The organism is Caballeronia sp. INML1, from assembly GCF_023631085.1.
Taxonomy (GTDB): Bacteria; Pseudomonadota; Gammaproteobacteria; order Burkholderiales; family Burkholderiaceae; genus Caballeronia; species Caballeronia turbans.
In genome coordinates this window covers 165,376-191,549 of the sequence record NZ_JALQDT010000004.1, presented here as the reverse complement: position 1 = coordinate 191,549, position 26,174 = coordinate 165,376, and the positions used below count along the sequence as shown (strand labels likewise).

Genomic DNA, 26,174 nt, shown 5'->3' with positions numbered 1-26,174 from the left:
GTCCGGAGAGATAGACAATGGAATTCTTCCGCATCCGCCGCGACTTGCCGTTCATGGAACGCGCGTTGATCTTCAACGTGATTTCGTTCGTGACGTTTCTCGTGGCCGTATTTTTTCTCGTGCATCGCGGCCTGCATCTGTCGGTGGAGTTCACCGGCGGCACGGTCGTCGAGGTGCAGTATCCGCAAGCCGCGCAGCTCGAACCGGTGCGCGGTTCGATGGCAAGGCTCGGCTACCCCGACGCGCAGGTGCAGAACTTCGGTACGTCGCAGGACGTGCTGATTCGTCTGCCGCTCAAGCAGGGTCTCACGTCCGCGCAGCAGAGCGATCAGGTGATGACCGCGCTCAAGGCCGACAACGCCGAAGTGAAGCTGCAACGCGTCGAGTTCGTCGGTCCGCAGGTCGGCAAGGAACTCGTGACGAACGGCCTGCTCGCGCTTGCGTGCGTGGTCATCGGCATCGTGATCTATCTGTCGTTCCGCTTCGAATGGAAATACGCGGTGGCGGGCATCATCGCGAACCTGCACGATGTGGTGATCATTCTCGGCTTCTTTGCGTTCTTCCAGTGGGAGTTCTCGCTGTCCGTGCTGGCGGCGATTCTCGCGGTGCTCGGCTACTCGGTGAACGAGTCGGTGGTCATCTTCGACCGGATTCGCGAAACCTTCCGCAAGCAGCGCAAGATGACGGTGAAGGAAGTGATCGATCACGCGATCACGAGCACGATGTCGCGAACCATCATCACCCACGGCTGTACGGAAATGATGGTGCTGTCGATGTTCTTCTTCGGCGGCCCGACGCTGCATTATTTCGCGCTGGCGCTCACCGTCGGTATTCTGTTCGGTATCTATTCGTCGGTGTTCGTCGCGGCGGCGCTCGCGATGTGGTTCGGCGTGAAGCGCGAAGATCTCGTGAAGGACAAGAAAGACAAGTTCGATCCGAACGATCCGAACGCGGGGGCGCAGGTTTGAGCGTGAACCTGGCGTCTGCCTGGAAAAGCAAAAGGGCCGGTCTGTGAAAGACGGCCCTTTTTGTTTCCGGCTCACCGCCTTCAGCCCGACAGAATTCGCTCAACCCGGAACCGTTCAGGGCGCAGGCTCGCGGATCAGCGCTTCGCAAAGCGACACGCAATATGCGGCCAGATCCGCGCTCACGCCTACTTTGAGGAGCGTCTTTCGCACATGATCGGCGTCGACCGTTTTCATCATGCCGGAGTACAAGATCCTGAGCGGAACGAGCCGATTGCGAACGAGGTAGTTTGCCAGCAGGCAGATCATGCTGTCCGTGGCGACCGTGCCCGGATGCGCCATATCGACCAGTTCCTTTAGTTCCAGGTCAGTCAGGTGTTGGAAAAAGTTATGCGGAGAATGAAATCCGAACGTCGGCGCTGTTGGCTCGGCATTTTCATATGAGAACCGGTCCGCAACTTCATTGGGCGAGAACTTGATGCCATGTTGCGCCTCCAGAACCGGTCGATAAATCCGGCCGATCAGCTCGTCTTCGTTGATTCCGTCACGCAGCGGAAATTCATCGCTCGCAAGCAGATGCATGAGTTTCGCCGAGCGCAGCGAGAATCCGCCATTTCCGACGGCCATGCCATCGTTATGCGCCGGCCAGCGCGCGCCGATATAGTCGTAGTCCAGAAAGTCCGCGCTCCACGCCGACGGATCGACAACGTAACCGTCCCATTGGATGAGCAAGACCCACGGCGTGTGGATATGGCGAATGACGTTCTTGAGGATGAAATCGTTATATTGCTCGCGCGACGCGATGTGAGGCGTAGTGACGATTCGCGCTTCGGTATCGATTTCTTCGTGCGTGAAGAGCACGACATCGCCGAACTTGCAATGTCTGCTCGAAATCCCCAACGCACGCGACGCCAGCCGGGGATTGAGCGAGTCCACGGCACATACCGTCACGTTGCTCAGATCGGTTCTGGAGTCGCTATTCATTGCACCAGCTTGCTTTTCAGATGGTTGTTTATCTTACTTTCATGCAGCCATGCACGCTGCTGACGTGCGCAGAATAGCAGTCCGCCTTGCCGAATCAGCAAAAGTCTGTAGCTTGTCTGGAAAGGAGAAGACGCGGGGGAAAATGGAAGAACTTCAGGCAAGGCGCCGGAGCGCCTGACGTCATGCGGCGCCGCTTCGCGTCGGCGCGCGAAGCGGCTTGCCGGTAAAACCGAAGACACTTACTGCTTCACGCCTTCGGCCTGAATATGCAGCACCGTCTTCAGGCTGAAACCATACGCCTTGCCGTAATCCATCCCGAAGTCGCCGCGATCGAAGGTCGTCGTCGCTTCCACGCCGCACACTTCCTTCTTCATCATCGGGTTCACGAAGCACTTGAAGCTCTCGACCTTCAGGTTGATCGGCTTCGTCACGCCGTGCATCGTGAGCGTGCCGATGACTTCCGAAGGCTTGTCGCCGTCGAACTTGATCGACGTGCCCTTGTACTCGGCCGTCGGATACTTCGCGACATCGAAGAATTCGGCCTTCTGCAGATGCTCGTCCAGCTTCACATTGCCCGTGTTGACCGAAGAAAGGTCGATGGTCACGTTCACCGTGCCCGTCTTCGCCGCGCGATCGAGCGTGACTTCACCGCTGCTCTTGTTGAACTTGCCGCGCCACGTCGACACGCCACCGAAGTGATCGGCCTCGAAGCTCGGATAGGTGTGGTTCGGGTCGAGCTTGTACGTATCGGCGGCGAGTGCGCTCACCGAGGCGCCGAACGACAGACCCAATGCAACCGCGCCCGCGGCGATGATCGAAAGCTTTTTCAAGTTCTTCTCCTGACTAACTAAGTACGCTGAATATGCGTCGTGTGTAACAAAAGCGCCGCTCACTTCTTCGCGGCAACGATGTGAAACTTGATGACGACGTCGTCCGCGACGATCGACGTATCTTTCCATTCACCCGTTCCGACATCGAACTGGGTGCGCTTGATCGGCAGCGCGCCGTCGAAGGTTTCCGTCGCGCCCTGCTGCGTGACCGTCACAGGAACCGTGACCGTCTGCGACTTGCCCTTGATCGTGATCTTGCCGGTCACGTTGTACTTGTTGCCGCCGGCCGGCGCGATCGCGCTGGAGACGAAAGTCGCGGTCGGATACTTGGCGGCATCGAACCATTCCGCGCCGCGTACCTGCTTGTTGTAGTCGTCGTCGCCAAGGTCGTAGCTGCCCGTGTCGATCGTGATGTTCGCCGTGCCCGCGGTCGGCTTCGCCGGATCGAAGGCGATTTGCGCGCTGAACTTGTTGAACTTGCCGTCGGTGGGGACGTTCATCTGCTTCGAGGTGGCAATCACCGTGCTCTTGCTCACGTCCACCTGCGCCTGCGCGCCCGCGACCAGCGCAAGCGAAGCCGCCGTAGCCATCAACCAACGATTGAGTTTCACTTTCATGTGTGCCCTATTCAAACGGTTCGATCGAACAGACCGGTATTGGAAATCATAAGAACGCGATAACAATCAGCCGCCGGGAAACGCCCTGCCAACGGCCAGGAAACAATGCGGCGCGCTTATCTGTGGAACGGCAGCATGCGCCCGAGCAAGCCGTCGCGATCGACGAAATGATGCTTGAGCGCAGCGAGAACGTGCATCGCGACGAAGAACAGCAACGTGTAGTTCAGCACGATATGGACGATGCGCAGCGTCGCCTTCAGCGCCTTGTCCGGGCCGATGATCGTCGGCAGCGGCAGCACGCCGAGATAGACCACCTGAATGCCCGCCGCCGAGCTGTAGAGATAACCTGACGCGGGAATGACGAGCATCAGCAGATAGAGCAGAAAATGCGTGAGATGCGCGGCGCCCTGCTGCCAGCGCGGCATGCCATCGGGCATCGACGGCGCCTGGTGCGTCGCGCGCCAGATAAGGCGCAGCAGCGCGAGCGCGAACACCGTCACGCCGATCCACTTGTGCCATGAGAAGTACTTGAGCTTCGTCGGCGTGATGCCCGGAATGTCGGTCATGATCCAGCCGAGCCAGAAGCCGCACACGATCAACAACGCGATCAGCCAGTGCAGGCCGATCGCCGTGGCGCTGTAGCGTTGCGCCGGCGGCGTCGCCGCGATGCGAGCGGTGCTTTCCATTTTGCTTTCACCTCAAGTGTTCAATGTTGGCCGGCGCAGTCGCCGGCTGACGACAAGTATTCAAGGCCGCCATGCTACCTCAACGATAACGAATTGCCAGCGCACGCAAAATGGCCCGCACTGAGCCGGCAAAGCCAGTCCCGGCGCGGGTTTGGCGGCTTTCCACAATGTTTCCGGGTCTTTGCGTGCCGCGCGTGCAACGAACTATTCCACGCGTGCAACGGTCGATGGAGGCACGACGAAGCGGCGCGACCCGCGCCGGATTCCGGCATCAAAGTATTAACGAGCGGACCAGCGATTTAATTCCGTGTGGCGCGAAGCACTCTGCGCAATCAGATAACGACTCGCCATTTGATACCATGCTGATACTTTTTGTGCTGGCCCGCTGCTTGCTAAGTCCGCTCGGAGCCGGTCCTCGCGGCGCCCGACCAACACGCTCGACCCGTCTCGGGCCTCGACCATGAACGCGAACGAACCGGATGATCTGATCGCGTGTCACGAATGCGACGCGCTCTTCCATAAACGTGCGCTGCCTCAACGCACTTCGGCGAAATGTCCGCGTTGCGGCTCGCTGCTCTATCGCAGCATCTCGTCGAACCTCGACAAAATCTGCGCGATGACGCTCGCGGCGCTCGTCACGTTCTTGATCGCGCAGGGCTTTCCCATCGTCGAACTGGAGGCGAACGGCCTCACGTCGCAGACCACGCTCATCGGCGCGATCGTCGCGCTGTGGAACGAGCAGATGGAGATCATGGCGGTTCTCGTCTTCTGTTCGACCATCCTGTTTCCGTTGTGCGAATTGCTCGCGCTGCTCTACGTGCTGCTTCCGCTGCGCTCGGGCTACGTCCCGCCGGGCTTCAACGGGCTTCTGCGCGGCATCCAGTTCGTGCGTCCGTGGGGCATGATCGAAGTCTTCATGCTCGGCGTGCTCGTCACGCTCGTGAAGATGGTCAGCATCGCGCGCGTGATTCCCGAAGCGGCGCTCTTCGCGTTCGGCGCGCTGACGCTCATGTTCGCGGTCGTCGTGAGCTTCGATCCGCGCGCGCTGTGGGACATCGCGAACACGCTCCGCCCGCGCGGCGGTACACACCCAGCCAACGGCCGCAAGCGCATTCCCTCTGAAGCGAGTCAGAAATCGTGAACGATCCGATCGATCCGGCCGATCCGGCAACCGGCGGAGAAGCCAGCGAGCCTTACTACACCACGGCGTCGCGCGCGAATGTCGTGGCGTGTCACGCTTGCGGGCTCGTGCAGCCGCTCGCGTACACCGTCGAGAAGCAACGCTGCACGCGCTGCGGCGCGGCCGTGCACCGGCGCCACCCGGACAGCATCGCGCGCACCTGGGCGCTGCTCATCAGCGCGGCGATCCTATATATCCCGGCGAATCTCTTTCCGATCATGCACACGTCGTCGATTCTCGGCTCCGAGGACGACACCATCATGAGCGGCGTCGCGCTCTTCTGGAACGACGGCGACTATCCGCTCGCCGCGGTGATTTTCGTCGCCAGCATTCTCGTGCCGATGTTGAAGCTCTTCACGCTCGCCTTTCTCACCATCAGCGTGCAGCGGCGCTCGACCTGGCGGCCGCGGCAGCGCACGACGCTCTTTCGCATCGTCGAAGGTATCGGCCGCTGGTCGATGCTCGATGTCTTCGTGATCACGCTCACCGTCGCGCTCGTGCGCTTCAAGTCGCTCGCGGTCATCACGCCGGGTCCGGGCGCGCTCGCGTTCGCATCGGTCGTCGTGCTGACGATGATCGCTTCCATGCAATTCGACCCTCGCCTCATGTGGGACAACATCGAACCGTCAGGAAAGAAATATGACTAGCGCCCAAGGTCCGAACGACCCGAAGCAGCCGGTGGCGCCCGCCGGCAATGGCGACACAGGCAAAGGCAAAGGCGGCGGCCTCCCGCCGAATCTGCCCGAGCCCGTGATCGAGCCGCGCAGCCGCTGGCTACCCTCGCTCGTGTGGCTCATTCCGCTCGTTGCGGCGCTGATCGGCGTGATTCTCGTCGTGAAGACGGTGTCGAGCCGCGGGCCGACCGTGACCATCAGCTTCGTCAGCGCGGAAGGACTCGAGCCGGGCAAGACGAAGGTGAAATTCAAGGACGTCGATATCGGCACGGTCAAGACCATCACGCTGTCGAAAGATCATTCACGCGTGCTCGTCGATGTTCAGCTCACCAAGGAAGCCACCGATTTCGCCGTGAAGGACACGCGCTTCTGGGTCGTGCGCCCGCGCGTCGCGGCAAGCGGCGTGACCGGTCTGTCGACGCTATTGTCGGGCGCGTATATCGGCGTCGATGCGGGCAGGTCGACCGAAGACCAGACGTACTTCGTCGGCCTGGAGACGCCGCCCGCCGTCACGGGCGACCAGAAGGGCCACACCTTCACGCTGCACGGCGAGTCGCTCGGCTCCCTCGACATCGGCTCGCCGGTCTATTACCGGCGCGTGCAGGTCGGTCAGGTCGTGGCGTTCTCGCTCGACAAGGACGGCACCGGCGTCACGCTGCAGGTGTTCGTCACCGCGCCCTACGATCAGTATGTCGGCACCAATTCGCGCTGGTGGCATGCGAGCGGCGTCGATCTGCGGCTCGATTCGAGCGGCTTCACGCTCAACACGCAATCGCTCGCGACGGTCGTGCTGGGCGGCATTGCGTTCCAGACGCCGCCGAACCAGCCGCCCGGGCCGCAGGCGCAAACCAATGCGACCTTCCGACTCGCCGGCGATGAGGCCGACGCGATGCGCGATCCCGATGGCCAGGCCGTTCATGTCGTGATGAACTTCAATCAGTCGCTGCGCGGGCTGTCGGTCGGCGCGCCGGTCGATTTCCGCGGCATCGTGCTCGGACAGGTCACGGGCATCGGCGTGCAATACGATCCGAAGTCGCATGCTTTCATGATGCCGGTCACGATCGATCTCTATCCCGATCGTCTCGGCAGGCGTGCGAAGCAGGCGCTGCCGGAGCAAGGTTCGACAGCGAGCCAGGACATGCTGCAACTGCTCGTGAATCGCGGCCTGCGCGGACAGTTGCGCACCGGCAACCTGCTGACGAGCCAGTTGTATGTCGCGCTCGACTTCTTCCCGAAGGCGGCGCCCGCGAAGGTCAATGCCAACAATGATCCGCTCGAACTGCCGACCGTGCCGAACACGCTCGACGAACTGCAACTGCAGATCGCGGACATCGCGCGCAAGATCGACAAGATTCCGTTCGACGAAATCGGCACCAATCTGAATGGCTCGCTCAAGAACGCGAACGCGCTCTTCGACCGGGTCGGCAAGGAAGTCCTGCCGGAAATGCAGGACACGCTCGCGCAAGCGAAGAAGACGTTCGGCCAGGCGCAGTCGACGCTGCAGTCGGACTCGCCGCTTCAGTCGGACGTCCATCAGGCGCTGCAGGAACTCACGCGCACGCTGCAGTCGCTCAACTCGCTCGCGGATTACCTTGAACGCCATCCGGAATCGCTCGTGCGCGGAAAATCGGGAGACAAACCATGAAGTTCGGCTCGTTGATATTGACCTTGAGCGCGGCGGCGATGCTCGCCGCCTGCGCTTCGCCGACGAGCCGTTTCTATACGCTCGGCGGCGGCGACGCGCGTCCAATGCCGACCGCGCAGGCGTCGTTCTATTTCGAGCTCGCGCCCGTCGACGTGCCGCAGCAGGTCGCCAAGAATCAATTGGTCGTGCAGACGAGTCCCGCGCAGGTGCGCGTGCTCGAGGAAGAGCGCTGGGCGTCGCTGCCCGGCGACGAAGTCCGGCGCGCGCTGTCCGCCGATCTCACGCAGCAGCTCGGCGCGATCGACGTGTACGGCACGCCGCATCCGGAGTCGGTGCCGGTGTATCGCGTGAAGGTGAACGTGCGGCGCTTCGAGTCGTGGCCAGGCTCGCAGGCGGTGATCGACGCGGTGTGGAGCGTGCGCGCCGCCGGATCGGATACGGTGCTGACGTGCCGGACCGTCGCGCAGGAACGCGTGGACGCAGGCTACGACGCGCTCGTCGACGGTCATCGCAAGGCGGTCGATGCGCTGGCCTCCGCGATCTCCGCGGGCGTGCGCAGCCTGAGTTCGCTCCCCTCGGCGACGAGCGCGCCTGCCGCGTCCGCGAAGAGCAAGAGCGGTGCGAACGTGAAGCCCGCGTCCGCGCCGGTTCTGCCGTGTCCGTCCACGAACCCCGCGACGACGGCCAGCGCGCAATGATCCATGCCGCGTCCGGCATCGTGCCGGGCGCGGCTCATGTTGTCGGCAGACGACATCGACGCTGGAAGCTATCTCTAAATATCCGATGGTGCGTGCGCGCCCGGTTAAGATCGTCGTCGCCCGCATTTCGAATCAACCGTGAAAACTAGATGATGAAACTGATCGGTTCGCATCCCAGCCCATTCGTCCGCAAAGTGCGGATCGTCATGGCGGAGAAGAAGATCGATTGCGAACTGGTGCTCGAGGACGTCTGGGCATCCGATTCGAAAATCCACGACTACAACCCGCTCGGCAAGGTGCCGTGCCTCATCCTGGACGACGGCGAAGCGGTGTTCGATTCGCGCGTCATCTGCGAGTACGTGGACACGCTTACGCCTGTCGGCAAACTGCTGCCGCAAGAGCGCCGCGAGCGCACCGAAGTGCGTTGCTGGGAAGCGCTCGCTGACGGCATGCTCGATGCCGCCGTGCTGATCCGTCTCGAAGGGGTCTTGCGCGAAGAAGCGCATCGCAGTGAAAAGTGGACGACACGCCAGCGTCACAAGATCGAGGACGGCCTGAGCGCGATGGCGCGCGGTATCGGCTCGAAGCAGTGGTGCTCGGCGAACCGCTTCACGCTTGCGGATATCGCGTGCGGCTGTGCGCTCGGCTATCTCGACTTTCGTATGCCCGATCTGAACTGGCGCGACGCGCATCCCAATCTCGACAAGTACTACGCGCGAATCTCGCAGCGCCAGTCATTTGTGGATACCGCGCCGGTCTGATCCGGACCCGGAAGCACTTCTGCGTGCGGCGGGAGCGTCGCGGCTCTAGTTCGTCACTTCGATATCGTGTTTGCCTGGGCGGTCGGCGTGCGCGTCCAGTCATGCGCATGGGCGTCCGCCTCAGTCGCTCAGCACATCGCGGTCGCGGGAGAAGCGAAACGCGATGCCAAAACCTGCCGTCATATCTACTGCTAGATAGATTTTGAATGGCAGTAAGCCCGAATGCACGCTGGCACAGGCGCTTTCTACTCGAGATAGTCCACCTTTCGCCATATCGACAGACTAAAAATCGGCGGCATCCACGAAATAGCCTTCCCGAATCAAAATCTATCTACTCAACGGTAGAAAGCCCCCCGTTAATTCAGGTGTTTCTCACAAGGTTATCCACAGCCTTGTCTACCGCCGAAATGCGTCCGCGACTTCTTCCAGTCGCGCTCGTGTCTGAAAGAGACGGCACCCAAGCAGGCTGCCCTGAAATGCGGCATACAAGGTGCGCGCCGCGGCTTCGGGTTTTCCACCGGCGTCGAGCGTATCCTGCGCTTCGCCTTCGGCGAGCACCTTCGCCAGCCAGTTCTCGTTCGCTTTATAGAATGACTGCACGGCGTGACGGACCTTCTCCGGCAGCGATTCGATGTCCGCCGCCAGCATGCCGCACAGGCAAATCCGATTACCACCGCCGATGATTCGCCCGAACAGCTTCGTGTAGCGGTCGAGTTTCTTGTCGGCGGGGGCGGAACTGTCGATCGCGTAGATCGACGACATCAGATCCGCGCTGTATGCATTCACCGCTTCGAGCGCGAGATCTTCCTTCGTTGGAAAGTAGTAGTGGATGCTGGAGGTCTTTACGCCGACCAGTTCGGACAAGTCACGGTAGCTGAATCCGTTGTAGCCGTGCGTCATCAACAACGTCTGAGCGTGGTCCAGCAGCGCTTCCCGTACCGTGTTCTTGTCCATTTGCGGCATTCCCCTGCGTTCGATGTGCGTAATTTATCTATCGCTAGATAGACGGTCAAGCGCTTGTATCGAAAAAGGTTTTATCGGACCGATAGGCAAGAAAAAGCCCTGACCGAAGCCAGGGCTTTCGTTCGTTGCTGCCGGCGACTCTAACGCGCGGCTGCAAGCACCGCCGTTTGCGTCGCCCCTTGCCCCGCCGCCGCGTGCTCGATGATGCCGCCGCCCAGACACACGTCGCCCTGATAGAGCACGGCGGATTGCCCCGGCGTGACGGCCCATTGCGCGTCGTCGAAATGCAGCGCGAAGCGGCCGTCGTCTGCGTTCGCAAAGCGGCACGCCGCGTCCTGCTGCCGATAGCGCGTCTTCGCCCCGCACGCCACACCCTCGTCAGGCGCGAAACCCGCGACCCAGCTTGTATTGCCCGCGACGAGCGTCGGCGACAGAAGCCACGGATGGTCGTGACCCTGCACCACATAGAGCGTGTTCGTCGCCATGTACTTGCCGGCGACGAACCACGGCTCGCCGCTGCCCTCCTTCGCGCCGCCGATGCCGATGCCCTTGCGCTGCCCGAACGTATAGAACGCGAGCCCGATATGTTCGCCGACGATCTTCCCGTCGGCCGTCTTCATCGGACCGGGCTTCGTCGGCAGGTAGCGGTTCAGGAATTCGCGGAACGGCCGTTCGCCGATGAAGCAGATGCCGGTCGAATCCTTTTTCTTCGCGTTCGGCAGGCCGATTTGCGCAGCGATCTCGCGCACTTTCGTCTTCGGGATTTCGCCGAGCGGGAACAGCGTCTTCGACAGTTGCGCCTGATTCAGCCGATGCAGGAAATACGACTGATCCTTGGTCGAATCCGTGGCCTTGAGCAACTGGAAGAGGCCGTTGTGCTCGCGCACTCGCGCGTAATGGCCCGTCGCGATGGTCTGCGCGCCGAGCGACATCGCGTGATCGAGGAACGCCTTGAACTTGATTTCCGCATTGCAGAGCACGTCCGGATTCGGCGTGCGGCCCGCCGAATATTCGCGCAGAAACTCCGCGAACACACGGTCCTTGTACTCGGCGGCGAAGTTGACCGCCTCGACATCGATGCCGATCAGATCCGCGACCGACACCACGTCGATCCAGTCCTGGCGGGTCGAGCAATATTCGCCGTCGTCATCGTCTTCCCAGTTCTTCATGAAGAGGCCGACGACGTCGTAGCCTTGTTCCTTCAGAAGCCATGCCGTCACGGACGAATCCACGCCGCCCGACATGCCCACTACCACTTTTCGCTTGCTCATAGGGATATCACGCCCGCACCACCGGCGCGACCGAATGCGTATGAATGAAATCGAGCGGCACGCGCCGCCCGGATAAATAGTCGTCGACACACTTCATCACGAGCGGCGTCCGGTGCCGGTCGGCGGACGCGCGCAGCTCCTCGGCGGTGAGCCACATCGCGCGCACGATGCCTTGATCGAGAGAACGATCGGCCTCTTCACCCAACGACTTGCCGCAGAACGTGAAACGCAGATACGTGACATCGCGCCCCGGTCGCGCGAAGTGCGTCATATAGGCGCCGACGAGCGCCTCGGGCTCGAATCGATGCGCCGTTTCTTCGAGCGTCTCGCGGATTACCGCTTCGACGAGCGTTTCGCCCGCTTCGAGGTGACCGGCCGGTTGGTTGATCCGCAAACCTGCGGACGTGTGCTCTTCGATGACGAGAAAGCGCCCGTCTCGCTCGACGATCGCCGCCACCGTAACGTGGGGGGCCCAAGTATCTGATTTCATGGTGAGATATTTTACCGTCCCGGCGACGTTCCCGCGCGCCCTCTCCTAAGGGTAAGCGCTGACGCTCGACGGGTGGAACGAGTGCCGGATCGGATTCTTGCGCGTGCCATCTTCGGTTACAGTTGCGATAGCCGTCCGTTCCAGCATTTGAATAACAACTCAGCCTTAAGCCTTCCTAACCCTTCCCCGGGGTGACGATGGCAACAAAGACAGGAGGATTTGAAGATGCACATCGGAGTGCCTGCTGAAACGCGGGCGAACGAGGCGCGCGTCGCCGCTACGCCCGAAACGGTCAAAAAGCTCGTCACGCAAGGACATCGCGTTTCTGTCCAGAGCGGCGCGGGCTTGCCGGCAAGCTATATCGACGATGCCTTCGCGCAAGCGGGCGCGGATCTCGTCGATGCGGCCACGGCCTTTTCCGCCGAAATCGTCCTCAAGGTGCAGTCACCGAGCGAAAGCGAACTGGCGATGCTCAAGCCGGGCGCCGTGCTCGTCGGCATGCTCGATCCCTTCAATACGGAAAACACCGCGCGGCTCGCGTCGTCGGGCGTCACCGCGTTCGCGCTCGAAGCCGCGCCGCGAACGACGCGCGCGCAGAGTCTCGACGTGCTGTCGTCGCAGGCGAACATCGCCGGGTACAAGGCGGTGCTGATGGCTTGCCAGTATTACCAGCGCTTCATGCCGATGCTCATGACCGCTGCCGGCACCGTCAAAGCCGCGCGCGTGCTCGTGCTCGGCGCGGGCGTCGCGGGCCTGCAGGCGATCGCCACGGCCAAGCGTCTCGGCGCGGTCGTCGAAGCCTCCGATGTGCGTCCGGCCGTGAAGGAGCAGATCGAATCGCTCGGCGCGAAGTTCGTCGACGTGCCCTTCGAAACCGACGAGGAGCGCGAAGCGGCGGTCGGCGTCGGCGGCTACGCGCGTCCGATGCCGCCGAGCTGGCTCGCGCGGCAATCGGCGCAGGTGCATGAGCGTGCGAAAGCGGCGGATATCGTCATCTCGACGGCGCTGATTCCCGGCCGTCCGGCGCCGACGCTGATCTCGGTGGAAACGGTCAAGCACATGAAGCCAGGCTCCGTGATCATCGATCTCGCCGCGGGTCGCGGACCCGAGTTCGAAGGCAAGAAAGGCGGCAACTGTCCGCTCACCGAAGTGGATCAGGTGGTGATGAAGCACGGCGTGCATATCGTCGGCCACACGAACCTCGCTTCGATGGTCGCCGCCGATGCCTCCGCGCTCTATGCCCGCAATCTTCTGGACTTCCTGAAACTGATCCTCACCAAGGAAGGCACGCTCAACATCGACCTCGCGGACGACATCGTCGCGGCCACGCTCCAGTGCCGCGACGGACAAGTCACGCGTCCGGCCGCTTAACGCCGATACGGAGACGCACATGGATGTCATCAATCACACGGTGATCAATCTCATCATCTTCGTGCTGGCCATTTACGTCGGCTATCACGTCGTGTGGAACGTCACGCCTGCGCTGCATACGCCGCTCATGGCCGTGACCAATGCGATTTCGGCGATCGTCATCGTCGGCGCGATGCTCGCGGTCGGCCTTACGGTCGGCGTGGCGGGCAAGTTCTTCGGCACGCTCGCCGTGCTGCTCGCGGCGGTGAACGTGTTCGGCGGCTTTCTCGTCACACGGCGAATGCTGGAGATGTTCAAGAAGAAGGAACCGAAGAAGATCGTCAGCAAGGAGGGCGCGTAAATGAGCCTGAACGTCGTCACTCTCCTGTATCTCGTCGCCTCGGTGTGTTTCATCCAGGCGCTGAAAGGCTTGTCCAATCCGAAGACCGCGCGCATCGGCAATACGTTCGGCATGGCGGGCATGGCGATCGCCATTCTCACCACGCTCGCGCTGATCGTGAAACAGGCGGCTTATCTCGAAGCCAATCTGGCGCTCGGACTGTCGCTGTTGTTCGTCGCGCTGATCGTCGGCGGCGGTGCGGGCGCGTACATCGCGGCGAAAGTCGAGATGACGAAGATGCCCGAGCTCGTCGCGGCGATGCACTCGCTGATCGGTCTCGCGGCGGTGTGTATCGCGTATGGCGTGGTGGCCGAACCTGCCGCGTTCGGACTGGCCCCGCTCGGCGAGCCGATTCCCTATGGCAATCGCGTCGAGTTGTTCATCGGCACGTTCGTCGGGGCGATCACGTTCTCGGGCTCGGTCATCGCGTTCGGGAAACTGTCGGGCAAGTACAAGTTCCGGCTGTTTCAGGGCGCGCCGGTCACCTATTCGGGACAGCATCTGATCAACCTGCTGCTCGCCATCGCGATGGTCGGCTTCGGCGTGATCTTCATGCTCACCGAGTCGTGGCTGCCGTTCGTCGTCATGACGCTGATCGCGTTCGCACTCGGCGTGCTGATCATCATTCCGATCGGCGGCGCGGACATGCCGGTGGTCGTGTCGATGCTGAACTCGTACTCGGGCTGGGCGGCGGCGGGCATCGGCTTCTCGCTGAACAATCCGATGCTGATCATCGCGGGGTCGCTGGTGGGTTCGTCGGGTGCGATTCTGTCGTACATCATGTGCCGCGCGATGAACCGGTCGTTCTTCAACGTGATTCTCGGCGGGTTCGGCGGCGAAGCGGGCGGCGCGGCCGCGGGCGGCTCGACGGAGCAACGTCCGGTGAAGTCCGGTTCCGCCGACGATGCCGCGTTCATGCTCGGTAACGCGGAAAGCGTGGTGATTGTGCCGGGTTATGGTCTTGCCGTCGCGCGCGCCCAGCACGCGTTGAAGGAGCTGACCGACAAGCTGGTCGAAAAAGGCATCGATGTGCGCTACGCGATTCACCCGGTCGCCGGGCGCATGCCGGGGCACATGAACGTGCTGCTGGCGGAAGCCGAAGTGCCGTACGAAATGGTGCAGGAGATGGAGGACATCAACAGCGAGTTCGGTCAGACGGACGTGGTTCTCGTGCTCGGGGCGAACGACGTGGTGAATCCCGCCGCGAAGAACGATCCGAAGTCGCCGATCGCAGGGATGCCCATTCTCGAAGCGTACAAGGCACGGACGATCATCGTGAACAAGCGCTCGATGGCGGCGGGTTATGCCGGACTCGACAACGAACTGTTCTATATGGACAAGACGATGATGGTGTTCGGGGATGCGAAGAAGGTGGTTGAGGACATGATGAAGGCGGTCGAATAACGACGAGTGCAGCCTGGCAGCCGCAGCGCGGCTGCCAGGACAAGAAGGCGCGTAATCAATCTGCTGCGCGCCAGTGATCGGGATTGCCCTTGTCGGTTTGTCTCACGCGCGCGACCAGCGGTTTGTAGCCGTTGGCGCGCGCAGCTTTTATCGCATCAGCCTGGGTTCGGTAGTCGACGGTGGTCAGCCGTTGCGTGGCTGAGAGCTCGAGTGCGTAGCCTTCGATTGCCCCGTCGCGATGTTTCGGAAGTGGTTCAACGTACACGTTCGGCATGGAATCTCCTTTGATTGGCAGGTTCGCCAAATCAGACTCTGGAGATCCGGCTGACGTAGCAACAGGCGAATAGTCCCAATTCGGACGAGCGGAAACGACCGGCCAACGGTTCGTACCCGACGCCATCGCGAAAGGCGCGGGTTTGTTTGCAAAGAGCGACGACGTCCTGGGCCGGTGAAGCACGCGCGTACAATACCGCCTTTCAACGTCCCTCAAAGCAGCTCATGTCCTCCCCACTCTTCGACTGGTTTGTCCCCTGCCCGCGCGGTCTCGAAGCGCCGCTCGCCGCCGAGCTTTCGGAGATCGGCGAGCGTCATGTGGCGAGCGCGCCGCTGTCGGGCGGCGGATCGCTGGTCGTCGGCGCACAAGTGCCCGGCGGCGTGCATTTCCGGGGCGGCTGGGTCGCGGGCATGGCGGCAAACCTGCATTCGCGCATCGCGAGCCGGGTGCTTCTGAAGGTCGCGCAAGGCCCGTATCGCAGCGAGCAAGACATCTACGAACTCACGCATCGGCAACGCTGGGAGCAATGGTTCACGCCCAGCCAGACGATGCGCGTCGACCTCACCGCGATCAAATCGCCGGTGAAGAGCCTCGAATTCACGACGCTGCGCGTCAAGGACGCCGTCTGCGACCGCCTGCGCGATGTCGCCGGCGCGCGTCCGAGCATCGACACCGCGCAGCCCGACGTTCGCGTGTTCGCGTTCCTCACGGTGAACGAGTGCACGCTCTATCTCGACACCTCCGGCGAACCGCTCTTCAAGCGCGGCTGGCGCCTGGACAAGGGCGCCGCGCCGCTGCGCGAAAATCTCGCGGCTGGCATCCTGCGCCTCACCGGCTGGACGCCCGGCACGCCGCTCTTCGATCCGATGTGCGGCAGCGGCACCTTCCTCGCCGAAGCGGCGCAGACCGCGCTCAACATCGCGCCGGGCAACGATCGGCGTTTCGGCTTCGAAAAGCTCAAGCCGTTTCATCCGGGCATGTGGCAGAAGCTCAAGACGGCCGCCCTCGAACAGCGCCGCGCCGCGCGCGCCACGCAAGCCGAGCTGAACATCTTCGGCAGTGACATCTCCGGCGACATGCTCGAAAAGGCGCGCGCGAACCTGAGCCGCGCGGGCATTACCGATTTGTCGCTCAAGCAGGTCGACGCCCGCAACATGGTCCCGCCCACCGACGCCCCGGGCATCCTCATCGCCAATCCGCCCTATGGCGAGCGGATAGAAGTGCGCGGGCGCGGACCGCGCGGCGAGATCCGCGATACGGCGCGCTCGCGCCGCGAGGACGACGACGCGTTTGCACGCGCACAGCCCGATCCGGCCGACACGGAATTCTTCGTCTCGTTCGGCAACGCGCTCAAGCAGCGCTTTCCCGGCTGGCGGGCGTACGTGCTCACATCCGACCGCAAATTGCCGGGCCTCTTGCGGCTGCGCGAATCGACCAAGACGCCGCTTTTCAATGGCGCGCTCGAATGCCGCCTGTTCCGCTTCGATCTGATCGCGGGCAGCGTGCGCAATCGTCCTGCTGGCGAATGAGCCGCGCCGCCGTATGCGCTGCCTTCGAAACAAGTATGCAGCGGCGGCACACGTGAAGCCATTCGGCCGAATGGCATAGGCAGATTGCACGAATCGCACGCCTCCCGCCGACGATCGCGAGAAGGCATGCGCTGCCACGTCCGGGCGATACTGCATCGTCCCGGATGCGTTTCGGCCTATGCCGAATGGCCAGGTGCCGTGATCGCGAAGCCGGCGCTACAATCGGCGCATGAACTCACCGACCGAACTCGCCAGTCCCATCGCCGTCGATATTTACCGCGCGCGTCGCGAGCGCGTGCTCGCCGCGCTGCGTGCGCGAGGCGGCGGCGTGGCCATCGTCCCCACCGCGCCGGAAGTCATGCGCAACCGGGACACGGACTACCCTTTCCGGCACGACAGCTACTTCTACTATCTGACGGGCTTCAACGAACCCGAGGCGACGCTCGTGCTGAACGCGAGCGCGAAGGACGGCGAGCCCGCGTCGATTCTCTTCTGCCGCGAGAAAAACGCGGAACGCGAAATGTGGGAAGGCTTTCGTTTCGGCCCAGAAGCCGCGCGCGACGCCTTCGGCTTCGATGCCGCATTCCCCGTCAGCGCGCTCGACGAGGAAATGCCCCGGCTGATCGCCGACAAGCCCGCGCTGCACTACGCGCTCGGCACGTCGGCGGACCTCGATGCGCAAGTGCGCGACTGGCTCGCCGCTGTGCGCGCGCAAGGTCGTACCGGCGTGCGCGCACCCGCCCGCGCGGAAAATGTGCTGCCCATCCTCGACGAGATGCGCCTCGTAAAAGACGTGCACGAAATCGCCATCATGCGCCGCGCGGCGTCGATTTCGGCCGAAGCTCACCGCCGCGCGATGCGCGCATGCCGCCCCGGCATGCGCGAGTACGAGATCGAAGCCGAGTTGCTTTACACGTTCCGCCGGCACGGCGCGCAGGCGCCTGCATACGGATCGATCGTCGCGGCGGGCGCGAACGCCTGCGTGCTGCACTATCCGGCGGGCAACGCAATCGCCCGCGACGGTGACCTGATCCTCATCGACGCCGCGTGCGAACTCGACGGCTACGCCTCCGACATCACGCGCACATTCCCCGCAAGCGGCCGCTTCACGCCCGGGCAGCGCGAGCTCTACGACATCGTGCTCGCGGCCCAGGCGGCAGCCGTCGATGCGACGCGCCCCGGCGTGAGCTTCGACGCGCCGCATCAGGCGGCGTTGAAAGTGCTGTCGCAAGGCTTGCTCGATACCGGCATCCTCGACAAGACAAAGTTCGCAAGCCTCGACGATGTCCTCGCGCAACGCGCCTACGCGCGCTTTTACATGCATCGCACGGGACACTGGATCGGCATGGACGTACACGACGCGGGCGAATACCGCGAGACCGACGGTCCGCTCGACGAGCAAGGCGCGCGGCCCTGGCGCACGCTGGCGCCCGGCATGGCGCTCACGATCGAACCGGGTCTCTACGTGCGCGCCGCCGAAGACGTGCCGGAACAGTACTGGAACATTGGCATCCGCATTGAGGACGACGCGGTCATCACGGAAAGCGGCTGCGAGTTGATCACGCGCGAGGTGCCCGTCGCGGCCGACGAGATCGAAGCGCTGATGCGCGATTCAAACGCAAACTGACCATGAGCGACGTGCAAGGCATCGAACCGCATTTCGACTACGACATCGCCATCGTCGGCGCGGGGCCGGTCGGGCTCGCGCTCGCCGGCTGGCTCGCGCGGCGCAGCGCCACGTCGCGCCTGTCCATCGCGCTGATCGACGCGCGCACGCCCGAAGCAGCCGCCAACGATCCGCGCTCACTCGCGCTGTCGCACGGCAGCCGCGTGATGCTCCAGCCGCTCGGCTTTCCCGGTGACGCCACGCCGATCCGCCGCATTCACGTGTCGCAGCGCGGGCACTTCGGCCGCACGCTGATCGAGCACGACGAGCATGAGCTGCCCGAACTGGGCTACGTGGTGCGTTACGGCTCGCTCGTCGGCGCGCTTGCCGATGCGGTGCGCGCGACCAAGGTCCACTGGCTCACCGATACCTCGGCACTCGCGCCGCTGCAGGATCACGACGGCGTCACACTGCCGCTGCAGTCGTCCAGCGGCGAGCGCACGATCCGTGTGAAGGTGCTCGTGAATGCCGAAGGCGGTCTTTATCAGAAGAGCGACGTGACCGCGCCCGGCGAGCGCCGCGCGCGGGATTACGGGCAAACGGCCATCGTCGGCACGGTAAGCGTCTCGGATCCGCGCGCGAACGTCGCGTGGGAACGCTTCACCGGCGAAGGACCGATCGCGCTTTTGCCCTGTGGCGGTCAGCGTCACGCGGACTACTCGCTCGTCTGGTGCTGCACGCCCGACGAAGCCGCGCGCCGCATGCAGCTCGACGACGACACTTTCCTCGCCGAACTGGGCGCCGCTTTCGGCTCGCGCATGGGCCGCTTCACGCGCATCGCGTCGCGTGCGGCGTTCCCGCTCGGCCTGACCGCGCTCGATGGGCTCGTCGACCGGCGCACCGTCGCCATTGGCAATGCCGCGCAGACGCTGCATCCGGTCGCGGGTCAGGGCCTGAATCTCGGCTTGCGCGACGCGCTCGCGCTTACCGACGCCCTGTCCGCCGACGGCCCGCGCCCGCTCGCGCTCGCCCGCTTCGCGCAGCGCCGCACGCTCGACCGGCGCCTGACGATCGGCGCGACCGACACCCTCGCGCGCATTTTCACGGTCGATTTCCCGCCGTTCGCCGCGGTGCGCGGTCTCGCCCTCACCGCGCTCGAGTTCCTCCCGCCGGTGAAATCCGCGCTCGCCCGGCAGATGATGTTCGGCCAACGGCGCTGACCCGGCACGGAATATGGCAACCGTCTGCGCTAAGCCGTGGGAGTTATCCTCTATGAGCGCCCGTTCTTTCATAGAAGATTTAAAGACTTGCAGACGATTGCTCTTAATTTCAGCACGCTCTTCGCGTTAAAATAGCCGTTTCCCCTTCAGCAACGTTGCATCCGCCTGACGCGGCTCTTGCCGAGATCATCAGCGCGGATCGTTCAGCCTTCATGCTCACCATCGGTTCACACGTTCTGCGCAATAACCTGTTCGTCGCTCCGATGGCAGGCGTCACCGACCGCCCGTTCCGGCAGCTCTGCAAACGCATGGGCGCTGGCTACGCGGTGTCGGAGATGGTCGCCTCGAACGCGCAGTTGTGGAAAAGCGAAAAGACCATGCGCCGCGCGAACCACGCCGGCGAGGTCGAGCCGATCTCGGTGCAGATTGCCGGCGCCGATCCGCAGATGCTGGCCGAGGCCGCGCGCCACAACGTCGCGAACGGCGCGCAGATCATCGACATCAACATGGGCTGTCCGGCGAAGAAGGTGTGCAACGTCGCGGCGGGGTCGGCGCTGCTGCAGAACGAGCCGCTCGTCGCGCGCATCGTGGAAGCCGTGGTGCAGGCGGTCGGCGTGGGTCCGGGCGCCGTGCCCGTGACGCTCAAGATTCGCACGGGGTGGAATCGCGAAAACAAGAATGCGCTGACCATTGCGCGGATCGCGCAGGACGCGGGCATTTCGATGCTCACCGTCCACGGCCGCACGCGCGCCGATCTGTACAAGGGCGACGCGGAGTATGAAACCATCGCGGCCGTGAAGGCATCGGTGACGATTCCCGTCGTCGCGAACGGCGACATCACGACGCCCGAAAAAGCGCGCGACGTGCTCGCCGCGACCGGCGCCGACGCCATCATGATCGGCCGCGCGGCGCAGGGGCGTCCGTGGCTGTTTCGCGAGATCGAACATTTCCTGACGACCGGCGAGCGCCTGCCGCCGCCGCGCATCGACGAGATCCAGCAGGTGATGAACGAACACCTCGAAGATCACTACGCCTTTTATGGGGAATTCACCGGCGTACGGACTGCGCGCAAGCATATCGGCTGGTACACTCGCGGCCTTTCCGGCGCCAACACCTTCCGGCACCGGATGAATACGCTGGACACGACCAAAGAACAATTGCTCGCTGTCAACGAATTCTTTGACGCGCAAAAGGCGTTGTCGGACCGCCTCGTCTATGTGGACGAGTCCGGTGACGCCGAAGACGCGGAAGGGGAAGAATCGTGCGGCGGGCTCAACAACACGACAGACCGACTGATTGCCGCATGAGCAGACATAACATCGAACAATGCGTCCGCCAGAGCCTCGACAACTACTTCCAGGATCTGGACGGCTCCAACCCGCACGACGTCTACGACATGGTGATTTCGTGCGTGGAAAAACCGATGCTCGAAGTGGTGCTCGAGCAGGCGGGCGGGAACCAATCGCTCGCGGCCGAGTATCTCGGCATCAACCGCAACACGTTACGCAAGAAGCTTCAGCAGCACGGATTGATTTGATTCATCGGACTGAGGCGCGCGCCTTGGTCCGGCCTGGTTTCCCTTTTCGGTTTCAGTGTTCATCATGATCAAGCAAGCGCTCCTTTCCGTTTCCGACAAATCCGGCATCGTCGATTTCGCCAAATCGCTGTCGGCGCTCGGCGTCAAGCTCCTCTCGACCGGCGGCACCGCGAAACTGCTCGCCGACGCGGGCCTGCCCGTGACCGAGGTCGCCGACTACACCGGCTTTCCGGAGATGCTCGACGGGCGGGTGAAGACGCTGCATCCGAAAGTGCATGGCGGGATTCTCGCGCGCCGCGACCTGCCCGAGCACATGGCCGCGCTCGAGAAACACGATATCCCGACCATCGACCTTCTCGTCGTCAATCTGTATCCGTTCGTGCAGACGGTGTCGAAGGAAGAATGCTCGCTGGAAGACGCGATCGAGAACATCGATATCGGCGGCCCGACCATGCTGCGCTCCGCGGCGAAGAATCATCGCGACGTGACGGTCGTCGTCGATCCGGCCGATTACGCCGCCGTGCTCGACGAAATGCGCGCGAACAATAACGCCGTCGGCTACAAGACGAACTTCCGTCTCGCGACGAAGGTGTTTGCGCACACCGCGCAATACGATGGCGCGATCACGAACTATCTGACGAGCCTCACGGAAGAGCTGCAGCATGCGAGCCGCAACACGTATCCGGCCACCTTCAACATGGCGTTCGAGAAGGTTCAGGACCTGCGCTACGGCGAGAATCCGCATCAGAGCGCGGCGTTCTATCGCGACCTTTCGGTGCCCGCAGGCGCGCTCGCGAATTATGAGCAGTTGCAGGGCAAGGAACTGTCGTACAACAACATCGCCGATTCGGACGCCGCGTGGGAATGCGTGAAGACGTTCGATGCGCCCGCCTGCGTCATCATCAAGCACGCGAATCCTTGCGGCGTGGCGGTGGGCGCGAACGCCGCCGACGCGTATTCGAAGGCGTTCCAGACGGATCCGACCTCCGCATTCGGCGGCATCATCGCGTTCAATCGCGAAGTCGATGAAGCCGCGGCGCAAGCGGTCGCGAAGCAGTTCGTCGAAGTGCTGATCGCACCGTCGTTCAGCGAGGCGGCGCGCGCCGTGTTCGCGGCGAAGCAGAACGTGCGCCTGTTGCAGATCGCACTCGGGGACGGTCACAACACGTTCGACCTGAAGCGCGTCGGCGGCGGCCTGCTCGTGCAATCGCTCGATGCGAAGAACGTGCAGCCGCACGAACTGCGCGTCGTGACGAAGCGCCACCCGACGCCGAAGGAAATGGACGACCTGATGTTCGCGTGGCGCGTCGCGAAGTACGTCAAGTCGAATGCCATCGTGTTCTGCGGCGGCGGCATGACGCTCGGCGTCGGCGCGGGCCAGATGAGCCGCGTGGATTCGGCGCGCATCGCGGGCATCAAGGCGCAGAACGCCGGTCTGACGCTGAACGGCTCGGCAGTGGCCTCCGATGCATTCTTCCCGTTCCGTGACGGCCTCGACGTCGTCGTGAACGCGGGCGCGACCTGCGTGATCCAGCCGGGCGGCTCCATGCGCGACGACGAAGTGATCGCCGCCGCCGATGAGCACAATGTCGCGATGATCGTCACCGGCACGCGTCATTTCCGCCATTAATCTCGCCCGCTTCATTTAAGATTGGCCTGTTTGCGCTTCGAGAGCGCAAGCAGGCCTTTTTGATTTGGACTACGCGCATCGCGAACGAATGAGAATCCTCGGCATCGACCCCGGCCTGCGTGTGACGGGCTTCGGCATCATCGACAAGACGGGGCACACGCTCACTTACGTCACGAGCGGCGTCATCAAGACGGCCGATGCCGACTTGCCTTCGCGCCTGAACACCATCTTCAGCGGTATCTCGACGCTCATCACGCAGCACAATCCGGATCAGGCCGCGATCGAAAAGGTCTTCGTCAACGTGAATCCGCAATCGACCCTGTTGCTCGGCCAGGCCCGCGGCGCGGCCATTTGCGGGCTCGTCGCGAGTGGCGTGCCGGTGGCGGAGTACACGGCGTTGCAGTTGAAGCAGGCCGTCGTCGGCTACGGACGCGCGACGAAGGAACAGATGCAGCAGATGGTCGTGCGGCTCCTCAGCCTCTCCGGCGTGCCAGGCACCGACGCCGCCGACGCGCTCGGCATGGCCATCTGCCACGCGCACGGCGGCACGGGCCTCGCGGCGTTGGGCGGCATCGCGCCGGGGCTTGCGAAGAAAGGCTTGCGCGTGCGGCGCGGTCGTCTCATCGGCTAATAATACTTCTTCTGGTTCAAACACATGATCGGTCGCATCGCCGGCGTTCTGCTGGAAAAAAATCCGCCGCACTTGCTCGTCGATTGCGGCGGCGTCGGCTACGAAATCGACGTGCCGATGAGCACCTTCTATAACCTGCCGAATGCCGGCGAAAAAGTCGTGCTGCTCACCCAGCTGATCGTGCGCGAAGATGCGCATCTGCTGTACGGCTTTCTCACCGCGCAGGAGCGCTCGACGTTCCGCGAGTTGCTGAAAATAAGCGGCATCGGCGCGCGGATGGCGTTGGCGGTGCTTTCGGGCATGAGCGTGCACGAGCTCTCGCAGACGGTGACGACGCAAGACGCCGCGCGCCTCACGCGCGTGCCCGGCATCGGCAAGAAGACGGCGGAACGGCTGCTGCTCGAACTGAAAGGCAAGCTCGGCGCGGATCTCGGCGCGATTGCGGGGACGGTTTCCCAGTCGGATCACGCGTCCGATATCCTCAACGCGCTGCTCGCGCTCGGCTATTCCGAGAAGGAAGCGCTCGCCGCCGTCAAGAATGTGCCGGCGGGAACGGGGGTGTCCGAGGGTATCAAGCTGGCGCTGAAGGCACTTTCGAAGGCGTGACGGCCTGGCCCATTCGGCCGATTCCCCGCGAGAAGCCTAGCTGTACAATCGACCCATGATCGAAACCGACAAACTCGCCGCCGAACGCGTCATCTCGGCTACGCCCGTCTCGCCGAACGAAGAAGCGTTCGAGCGCGCGCTGCGCCCGCACAAGCTCGACGAGTACATCGGGCAGGAAAAGGCGCGCGGTCAACTCGAAATCTTCATCGAAGCGGCCAAGCGGCGCTCCGAAGCGCTCGATCACGTACTGCTGTTCGGGCCGCCGGGTCTCGGCAAGACGACGCTCGCGCATATCATCGCGCGGGAAATGGGTGTGAATTTGCGGCAGACGTCGGGCCCGGTGCTCGAACGCGCGGGCGATCTCGCCGCGCTTCTCACGAATCTCGAAGCGAACGACGTGCTGTTCATCGACGAAATTCACCGGCTTTCGCCGGTCGTCGAGGAAATCCTGTATCCGGCACTCGAGGATTATCAGATCGACATCATGATCGGCGAAGGACCGGCCGCGCGCAGCGTGAAGCTGGATCTGCAGCCGTTCACGCTCGTCGGCGCGACCACGCGCGCGGGCATGCTGACGAATCCGCTGCGCGACCGCTTCGGCATCGTGTCGCGGCTGGAGTTTTATAACGCGAGCGAACTGGCGCGCATCGTGTCGCGGTCGGCGTCGCTGTTGAAGGCGGAGATCGTACCCGAAGGCGCGCTGGAAATTGCCAAGCGCTCCCGTGGCACGCCGCGGATTGCGAACCGCCTGCTGCGCCGGGTGCGCGACTACGCCGAGGTGAAAGCGGACGGCGTGATTTCCGCCGATGTCGCGGACCGCGCGCTAAAGATGCTCGACGTCGATCCCGTCGGCTTCGATCTGATGGACCGCAAGCTGCTCGAAGCGATCCTGCACAAGTTCGATGGCGGGCCAGTCGGCGTGGACAATCTCGCCGCGGCAATCGGCGAGGAGCGCGATACGATCGAGGACGTGCTCGAACCGTATCTGATCCAGCAAGGCTTCCTGCAGCGCACGCCGCGCGGACGCGTCGCGACCATGCTCACGTATCGGCACTTCGGCATCGCTGCGCCGGATGCCGGGCCGATTCGGGATCTTTGGGATACGAGCAACGGCTAGGCGCGCTTGCGCAAGCTGTCGTCGTCAGTGTCCGTCGACAGATGCGCGACATCCCCCCACGACACGACCCTCGCCCCGCCATCCTGATAATCCACGACATTGACGCTGCAATTGAGCAGCGGCCAGTTGCGCGGTTCATGGAGCGACAGCTTCATCGCGAATCGATAGATGCAATCGAGCACGCCGCCATGCGCGACGACCGCGATACATCCGTCCGGATGCGCGGCAACGATCGGTTCCATCGCATGCACGACGCGGTGATAAAACACGCGCTGCGACTCACCATCGCCGGGCGGTGAAAAACCGGGATCGCGTGTCTGCCATTCGACGTATTCAGCGGGAAACCTGTCGCTGATCTCGTCGCTGTCATGGCCTTGGAACGCGCCGTAGAACCGCTCGCGCAACTTTTCCGACAAGCGCAACTCGAGCCCGAGCGCATCCGCGAATGGACGCGCCGTCTGCTGCGCGCGTTGCAGATCGCTCGAATAGACCGCATCGATCCCGCCTTCTCGAGCCAGGCGTTCTCCGAGCTGTTCTGCTTGCAGGAAGCCATGCTCGGACAACGGAATATCGATATGCCCTTGAATGCGCTTGATGCGATTCCAGTCGGTTTCGCCGTGCCGGATGAAGAGTACCCGAGTCGTCATGGACGTACCTGAAGCCAGAAAGTAACCGGCCCGTCATTGACGAGCGACACCTGCATCTCCGCGCCGAATTCGCCCGTTTCGACGATCGGATGCTTCGCGCGTGCCTGGTCGACGAAGTAATCGAAGAGCCGCTTGCCTTCGTCGGGCGGAGCGGCAGGCGTGAAGCTCGGGCGCAAGCCGCTCGACGTATCGGCGGCAAGCGTGAATTGCGAGACCAGCAAGACGCCGCCCGCGCGGCCCGCGCCATCCATGTTCGAGACGGACAGGTTCATCTTGCCGGCGGCGTCGCTGAACACCCGGTACGCGAGCATCTTGGCGAGCAGCTTGTCGGCTGCTGCTTCGTTGTCGCCGCGCTCGGCGCAGACCAGCGCGAGCAAGCCCGCGTCGATCGCACCGGTTACGCGCTCGCCCACGCGGACATCGGCGCGCTTCACACGCTGAATGAGCGCGATCATCGGC

28 protein-coding genes are annotated in these 26,174 nt (G+C 63.1%); 18 read left to right on the top strand and 10 right to left on the bottom strand.

What is annotated here, in order from left to right; all coding sequences use genetic code 11:
* The first annotated feature begins 17 nt into the window (after window positions 1-17).
* Complete coding sequence (secF, locus tag NCR38_RS01940) at window positions 18-968, top strand: protein translocase subunit SecF (protein WP_061117793.1); 951 nt, start codon at window positions 18-20, stop codon at window positions 966-968.
* A gap of 114 nt (window positions 969-1,082) precedes the next feature.
* Here secF and NCR38_RS01935 read toward each other — a convergent pair whose 3' ends face one another.
* The 4 genes from NCR38_RS01935 to NCR38_RS01920 all read right to left on the bottom strand — a co-directional run bounded on the left by NCR38_RS01935 (window position 1,083) and on the right by NCR38_RS01920 (window position 4,082).
* Entirely contained in the window at window positions 1,083-1,949 is an 867-nt protein-coding gene (locus tag NCR38_RS01935) for a DUF5672 family protein (RefSeq protein WP_061117794.1), read from the bottom strand.
* A 239-nt stretch (window positions 1,950-2,188) separates the two neighbouring features.
* Entirely contained in the window at window positions 2,189-2,779 is a 591-nt protein-coding gene (locus NCR38_RS01930) for a YceI family protein (protein WP_250476302.1), read from the bottom strand.
* Between the two features lie 59 nt (window positions 2,780-2,838).
* A complete protein-coding gene (locus NCR38_RS01925) occupies window positions 2,839-3,396 on the bottom strand; it encodes a YceI family protein (RefSeq protein ID WP_250476301.1) in 558 nt (185 codons plus the stop codon).
* 116 nt (window positions 3,397-3,512) lie between these two features.
* A complete protein-coding gene (locus NCR38_RS01920; RefSeq protein ID WP_250476300.1) occupies window positions 3,513-4,082 on the bottom strand; it encodes a cytochrome b in 570 nt (189 codons plus the stop codon).
* Between the two features lie 460 nt (window positions 4,083-4,542).
* On the opposite strand from NCR38_RS01920, the gene NCR38_RS01915 reads away from it, so the two are divergent.
* From NCR38_RS01915 to NCR38_RS01895, 5 genes are all read left to right on the top strand, one after another.
* The gene (locus NCR38_RS01915) at window positions 4,543-5,223 is read left to right on the top strand and encodes a paraquat-inducible protein A (protein WP_250476299.1); all 681 of its coding nucleotides are present in this window, start codon (window positions 4,543-4,545) and stop codon (window positions 5,221-5,223) included.
* Complete coding sequence (locus tag NCR38_RS01910) at window positions 5,220-5,909, top strand: paraquat-inducible protein A (RefSeq protein ID WP_250476298.1); 690 nt, start codon at window positions 5,220-5,222, stop codon at window positions 5,907-5,909. The genes NCR38_RS01915 and NCR38_RS01910 overlap by 4 nt, the downstream gene beginning before the upstream one ends.
* Complete coding sequence (locus NCR38_RS01905; protein ID WP_250476297.1) at window positions 5,902-7,581, top strand: intermembrane transport protein PqiB; 1,680 nt, start codon at window positions 5,902-5,904, stop codon at window positions 7,579-7,581. The genes NCR38_RS01910 and NCR38_RS01905 overlap by 8 nt, the downstream gene beginning before the upstream one ends.
* Window positions 7,578-8,279: a membrane integrity-associated transporter subunit PqiC gene (locus NCR38_RS01900; protein ID WP_250476296.1), complete on the top strand. Its 702-nt coding sequence runs from the start codon at window positions 7,578-7,580 to the stop codon at window positions 8,277-8,279. Before NCR38_RS01905 ends, NCR38_RS01900 begins: the two co-directional genes overlap by 4 nt.
* 149 nt (window positions 8,280-8,428) lie before the next feature.
* Window positions 8,429-9,040, top strand: coding sequence for a glutathione S-transferase N-terminal domain-containing protein (locus tag NCR38_RS01895; RefSeq protein WP_250476295.1), 612 nt, complete (start codon window positions 8,429-8,431; stop codon window positions 9,038-9,040).
* 396 nt (window positions 9,041-9,436) lie between these two features.
* Here the strand turns inward: NCR38_RS01895 and NCR38_RS01890 are convergent, their stop codons facing one another.
* The 3 genes from NCR38_RS01890 to NCR38_RS01880 form a co-directional block, all read right to left on the bottom strand.
* Window positions 9,437-9,994, bottom strand: coding sequence for a TetR/AcrR family transcriptional regulator (locus NCR38_RS01890; RefSeq protein ID WP_250476294.1), 558 nt, complete (start codon window positions 9,992-9,994; stop codon window positions 9,437-9,439).
* 149 nt (window positions 9,995-10,143) lie between these two features.
* Complete coding sequence (mnmA, locus tag NCR38_RS01885; protein WP_250476293.1) at window positions 10,144-11,274, bottom strand: tRNA 2-thiouridine(34) synthase MnmA; 1,131 nt, start codon at window positions 11,272-11,274, stop codon at window positions 10,144-10,146.
* Between the two features lie 7 nt (window positions 11,275-11,281).
* The gene (locus NCR38_RS01880; protein WP_250476292.1) at window positions 11,282-11,764 is read right to left on the bottom strand and encodes an NUDIX hydrolase; all 483 of its coding nucleotides are present in this window, start codon (window positions 11,762-11,764) and stop codon (window positions 11,282-11,284) included.
* 225 nt (window positions 11,765-11,989) lie between these two features.
* On the opposite strand from NCR38_RS01880, the gene NCR38_RS01875 reads away from it, so the two are divergent.
* From NCR38_RS01875 to NCR38_RS01865, 3 genes are read left to right on the top strand one after another with little or no spacing between them, the layout of a single operon-like run.
* Window positions 11,990-13,135, top strand: a complete 1,146-nt coding sequence (locus NCR38_RS01875) for a Re/Si-specific NAD(P)(+) transhydrogenase subunit alpha (protein ID WP_250476291.1) — start codon at window positions 11,990-11,992, stop codon at window positions 13,133-13,135.
* A 19-nt stretch (window positions 13,136-13,154) separates the two neighbouring features.
* Window positions 13,155-13,475 carry an NAD(P) transhydrogenase subunit alpha gene (locus NCR38_RS01870; RefSeq protein WP_061117805.1) on the top strand — a complete coding sequence of 107 codons (321 nt, stop codon included), beginning with the start codon at window positions 13,155-13,157 and terminating at the stop codon, window positions 13,473-13,475.
* Window positions 13,476-14,918 (top strand): NAD(P)(+) transhydrogenase (Re/Si-specific) subunit beta, encoded by a 1,443-nt coding sequence (locus NCR38_RS01865; RefSeq protein WP_061117806.1) that lies wholly within the window; start codon window positions 13,476-13,478, stop codon window positions 14,916-14,918.
* Between the two features lie 55 nt (window positions 14,919-14,973).
* Here NCR38_RS01865 and NCR38_RS01860 read toward each other — a convergent pair whose 3' ends face one another.
* The gene (locus NCR38_RS01860) at window positions 14,974-15,192 is read right to left on the bottom strand and encodes a hypothetical protein (protein ID WP_061117807.1); all 219 of its coding nucleotides are present in this window, start codon (window positions 15,190-15,192) and stop codon (window positions 14,974-14,976) included.
* 224 nt (window positions 15,193-15,416) lie between these two features.
* Here NCR38_RS01860 and NCR38_RS01855 point away from each other — a divergent pair, with 224 nt between their 5' ends.
* The 9 genes from NCR38_RS01855 (at window position 15,417) to ruvB (ending at window position 25,068) form a co-directional block, all read left to right on the top strand.
* A complete protein-coding gene (locus tag NCR38_RS01855) occupies window positions 15,417-16,721 on the top strand; it encodes a class I SAM-dependent RNA methyltransferase (RefSeq protein ID WP_061117808.1) in 1,305 nt (434 codons plus the stop codon).
* Window positions 16,722-16,950: 229 nt separating this feature from the next.
* Window positions 16,951-18,348, top strand: a complete 1,398-nt coding sequence (locus NCR38_RS01850) for an aminopeptidase P N-terminal domain-containing protein (protein WP_250476290.1) — start codon at window positions 16,951-16,953, stop codon at window positions 18,346-18,348.
* A gap of 2 nt (window positions 18,349-18,350) precedes the next feature.
* Window positions 18,351-19,547 (top strand): UbiH/UbiF/VisC/COQ6 family ubiquinone biosynthesis hydroxylase, encoded by a 1,197-nt coding sequence (locus tag NCR38_RS01845; protein WP_250476289.1) that lies wholly within the window; start codon window positions 18,351-18,353, stop codon window positions 19,545-19,547.
* A 212-nt stretch (window positions 19,548-19,759) separates the two neighbouring features.
* Window positions 19,760-20,854, top strand: a complete 1,095-nt coding sequence (gene dusB / locus NCR38_RS01840; protein WP_061117889.1) for a tRNA dihydrouridine synthase DusB — start codon at window positions 19,760-19,762, stop codon at window positions 20,852-20,854.
* On the top strand, window positions 20,851-21,084 hold the full coding sequence (locus NCR38_RS01835; protein ID WP_008351548.1) for a Fis family transcriptional regulator: 234 nt from the start codon (window positions 20,851-20,853) through the stop codon (window positions 21,082-21,084). The genes dusB and NCR38_RS01835 overlap by 4 nt, the downstream gene beginning before the upstream one ends.
* A gap of 64 nt (window positions 21,085-21,148) precedes the next feature.
* Window positions 21,149-22,714, top strand: a complete 1,566-nt coding sequence (gene purH, locus NCR38_RS01830) for a bifunctional phosphoribosylaminoimidazolecarboxamide formyltransferase/IMP cyclohydrolase (protein ID WP_250476288.1) — start codon at window positions 21,149-21,151, stop codon at window positions 22,712-22,714.
* Between the two features lie 88 nt (window positions 22,715-22,802).
* Window positions 22,803-23,345, top strand: coding sequence for a crossover junction endodeoxyribonuclease RuvC (ruvC, locus tag NCR38_RS01825; protein WP_061117891.1), 543 nt, complete (start codon window positions 22,803-22,805; stop codon window positions 23,343-23,345).
* Window positions 23,346-23,369: 24 nt separating this feature from the next.
* Window positions 23,370-23,951: a Holliday junction branch migration protein RuvA gene (ruvA, locus tag NCR38_RS01820; RefSeq protein WP_061117811.1), complete on the top strand. Its 582-nt coding sequence runs from the start codon at window positions 23,370-23,372 to the stop codon at window positions 23,949-23,951.
* 55 nt (window positions 23,952-24,006) lie between these two features.
* Entirely contained in the window at window positions 24,007-25,068 is a 1,062-nt protein-coding gene (gene ruvB, locus NCR38_RS01815; RefSeq protein ID WP_061117812.1) for a Holliday junction branch migration DNA helicase RuvB, read from the top strand.
* On the opposite strand, the gene NCR38_RS01810 is transcribed toward ruvB, so the two are convergent.
* Entirely contained in the window at window positions 25,065-25,715 is a 651-nt protein-coding gene (locus tag NCR38_RS01810) for a histidine phosphatase family protein (RefSeq protein WP_061117813.1), read from the bottom strand. The two genes, ruvB and NCR38_RS01810, sit on opposite strands and share 4 nt — an antisense overlap.
* Complete coding sequence (gene dtd / locus NCR38_RS01805; protein WP_250476287.1) at window positions 25,712-26,170, bottom strand: D-aminoacyl-tRNA deacylase; 459 nt, start codon at window positions 26,168-26,170, stop codon at window positions 25,712-25,714. Before dtd ends, NCR38_RS01810 begins: the two co-directional genes overlap by 4 nt.
* Window positions 26,171-26,174: the final 4 nt, after the last annotated feature.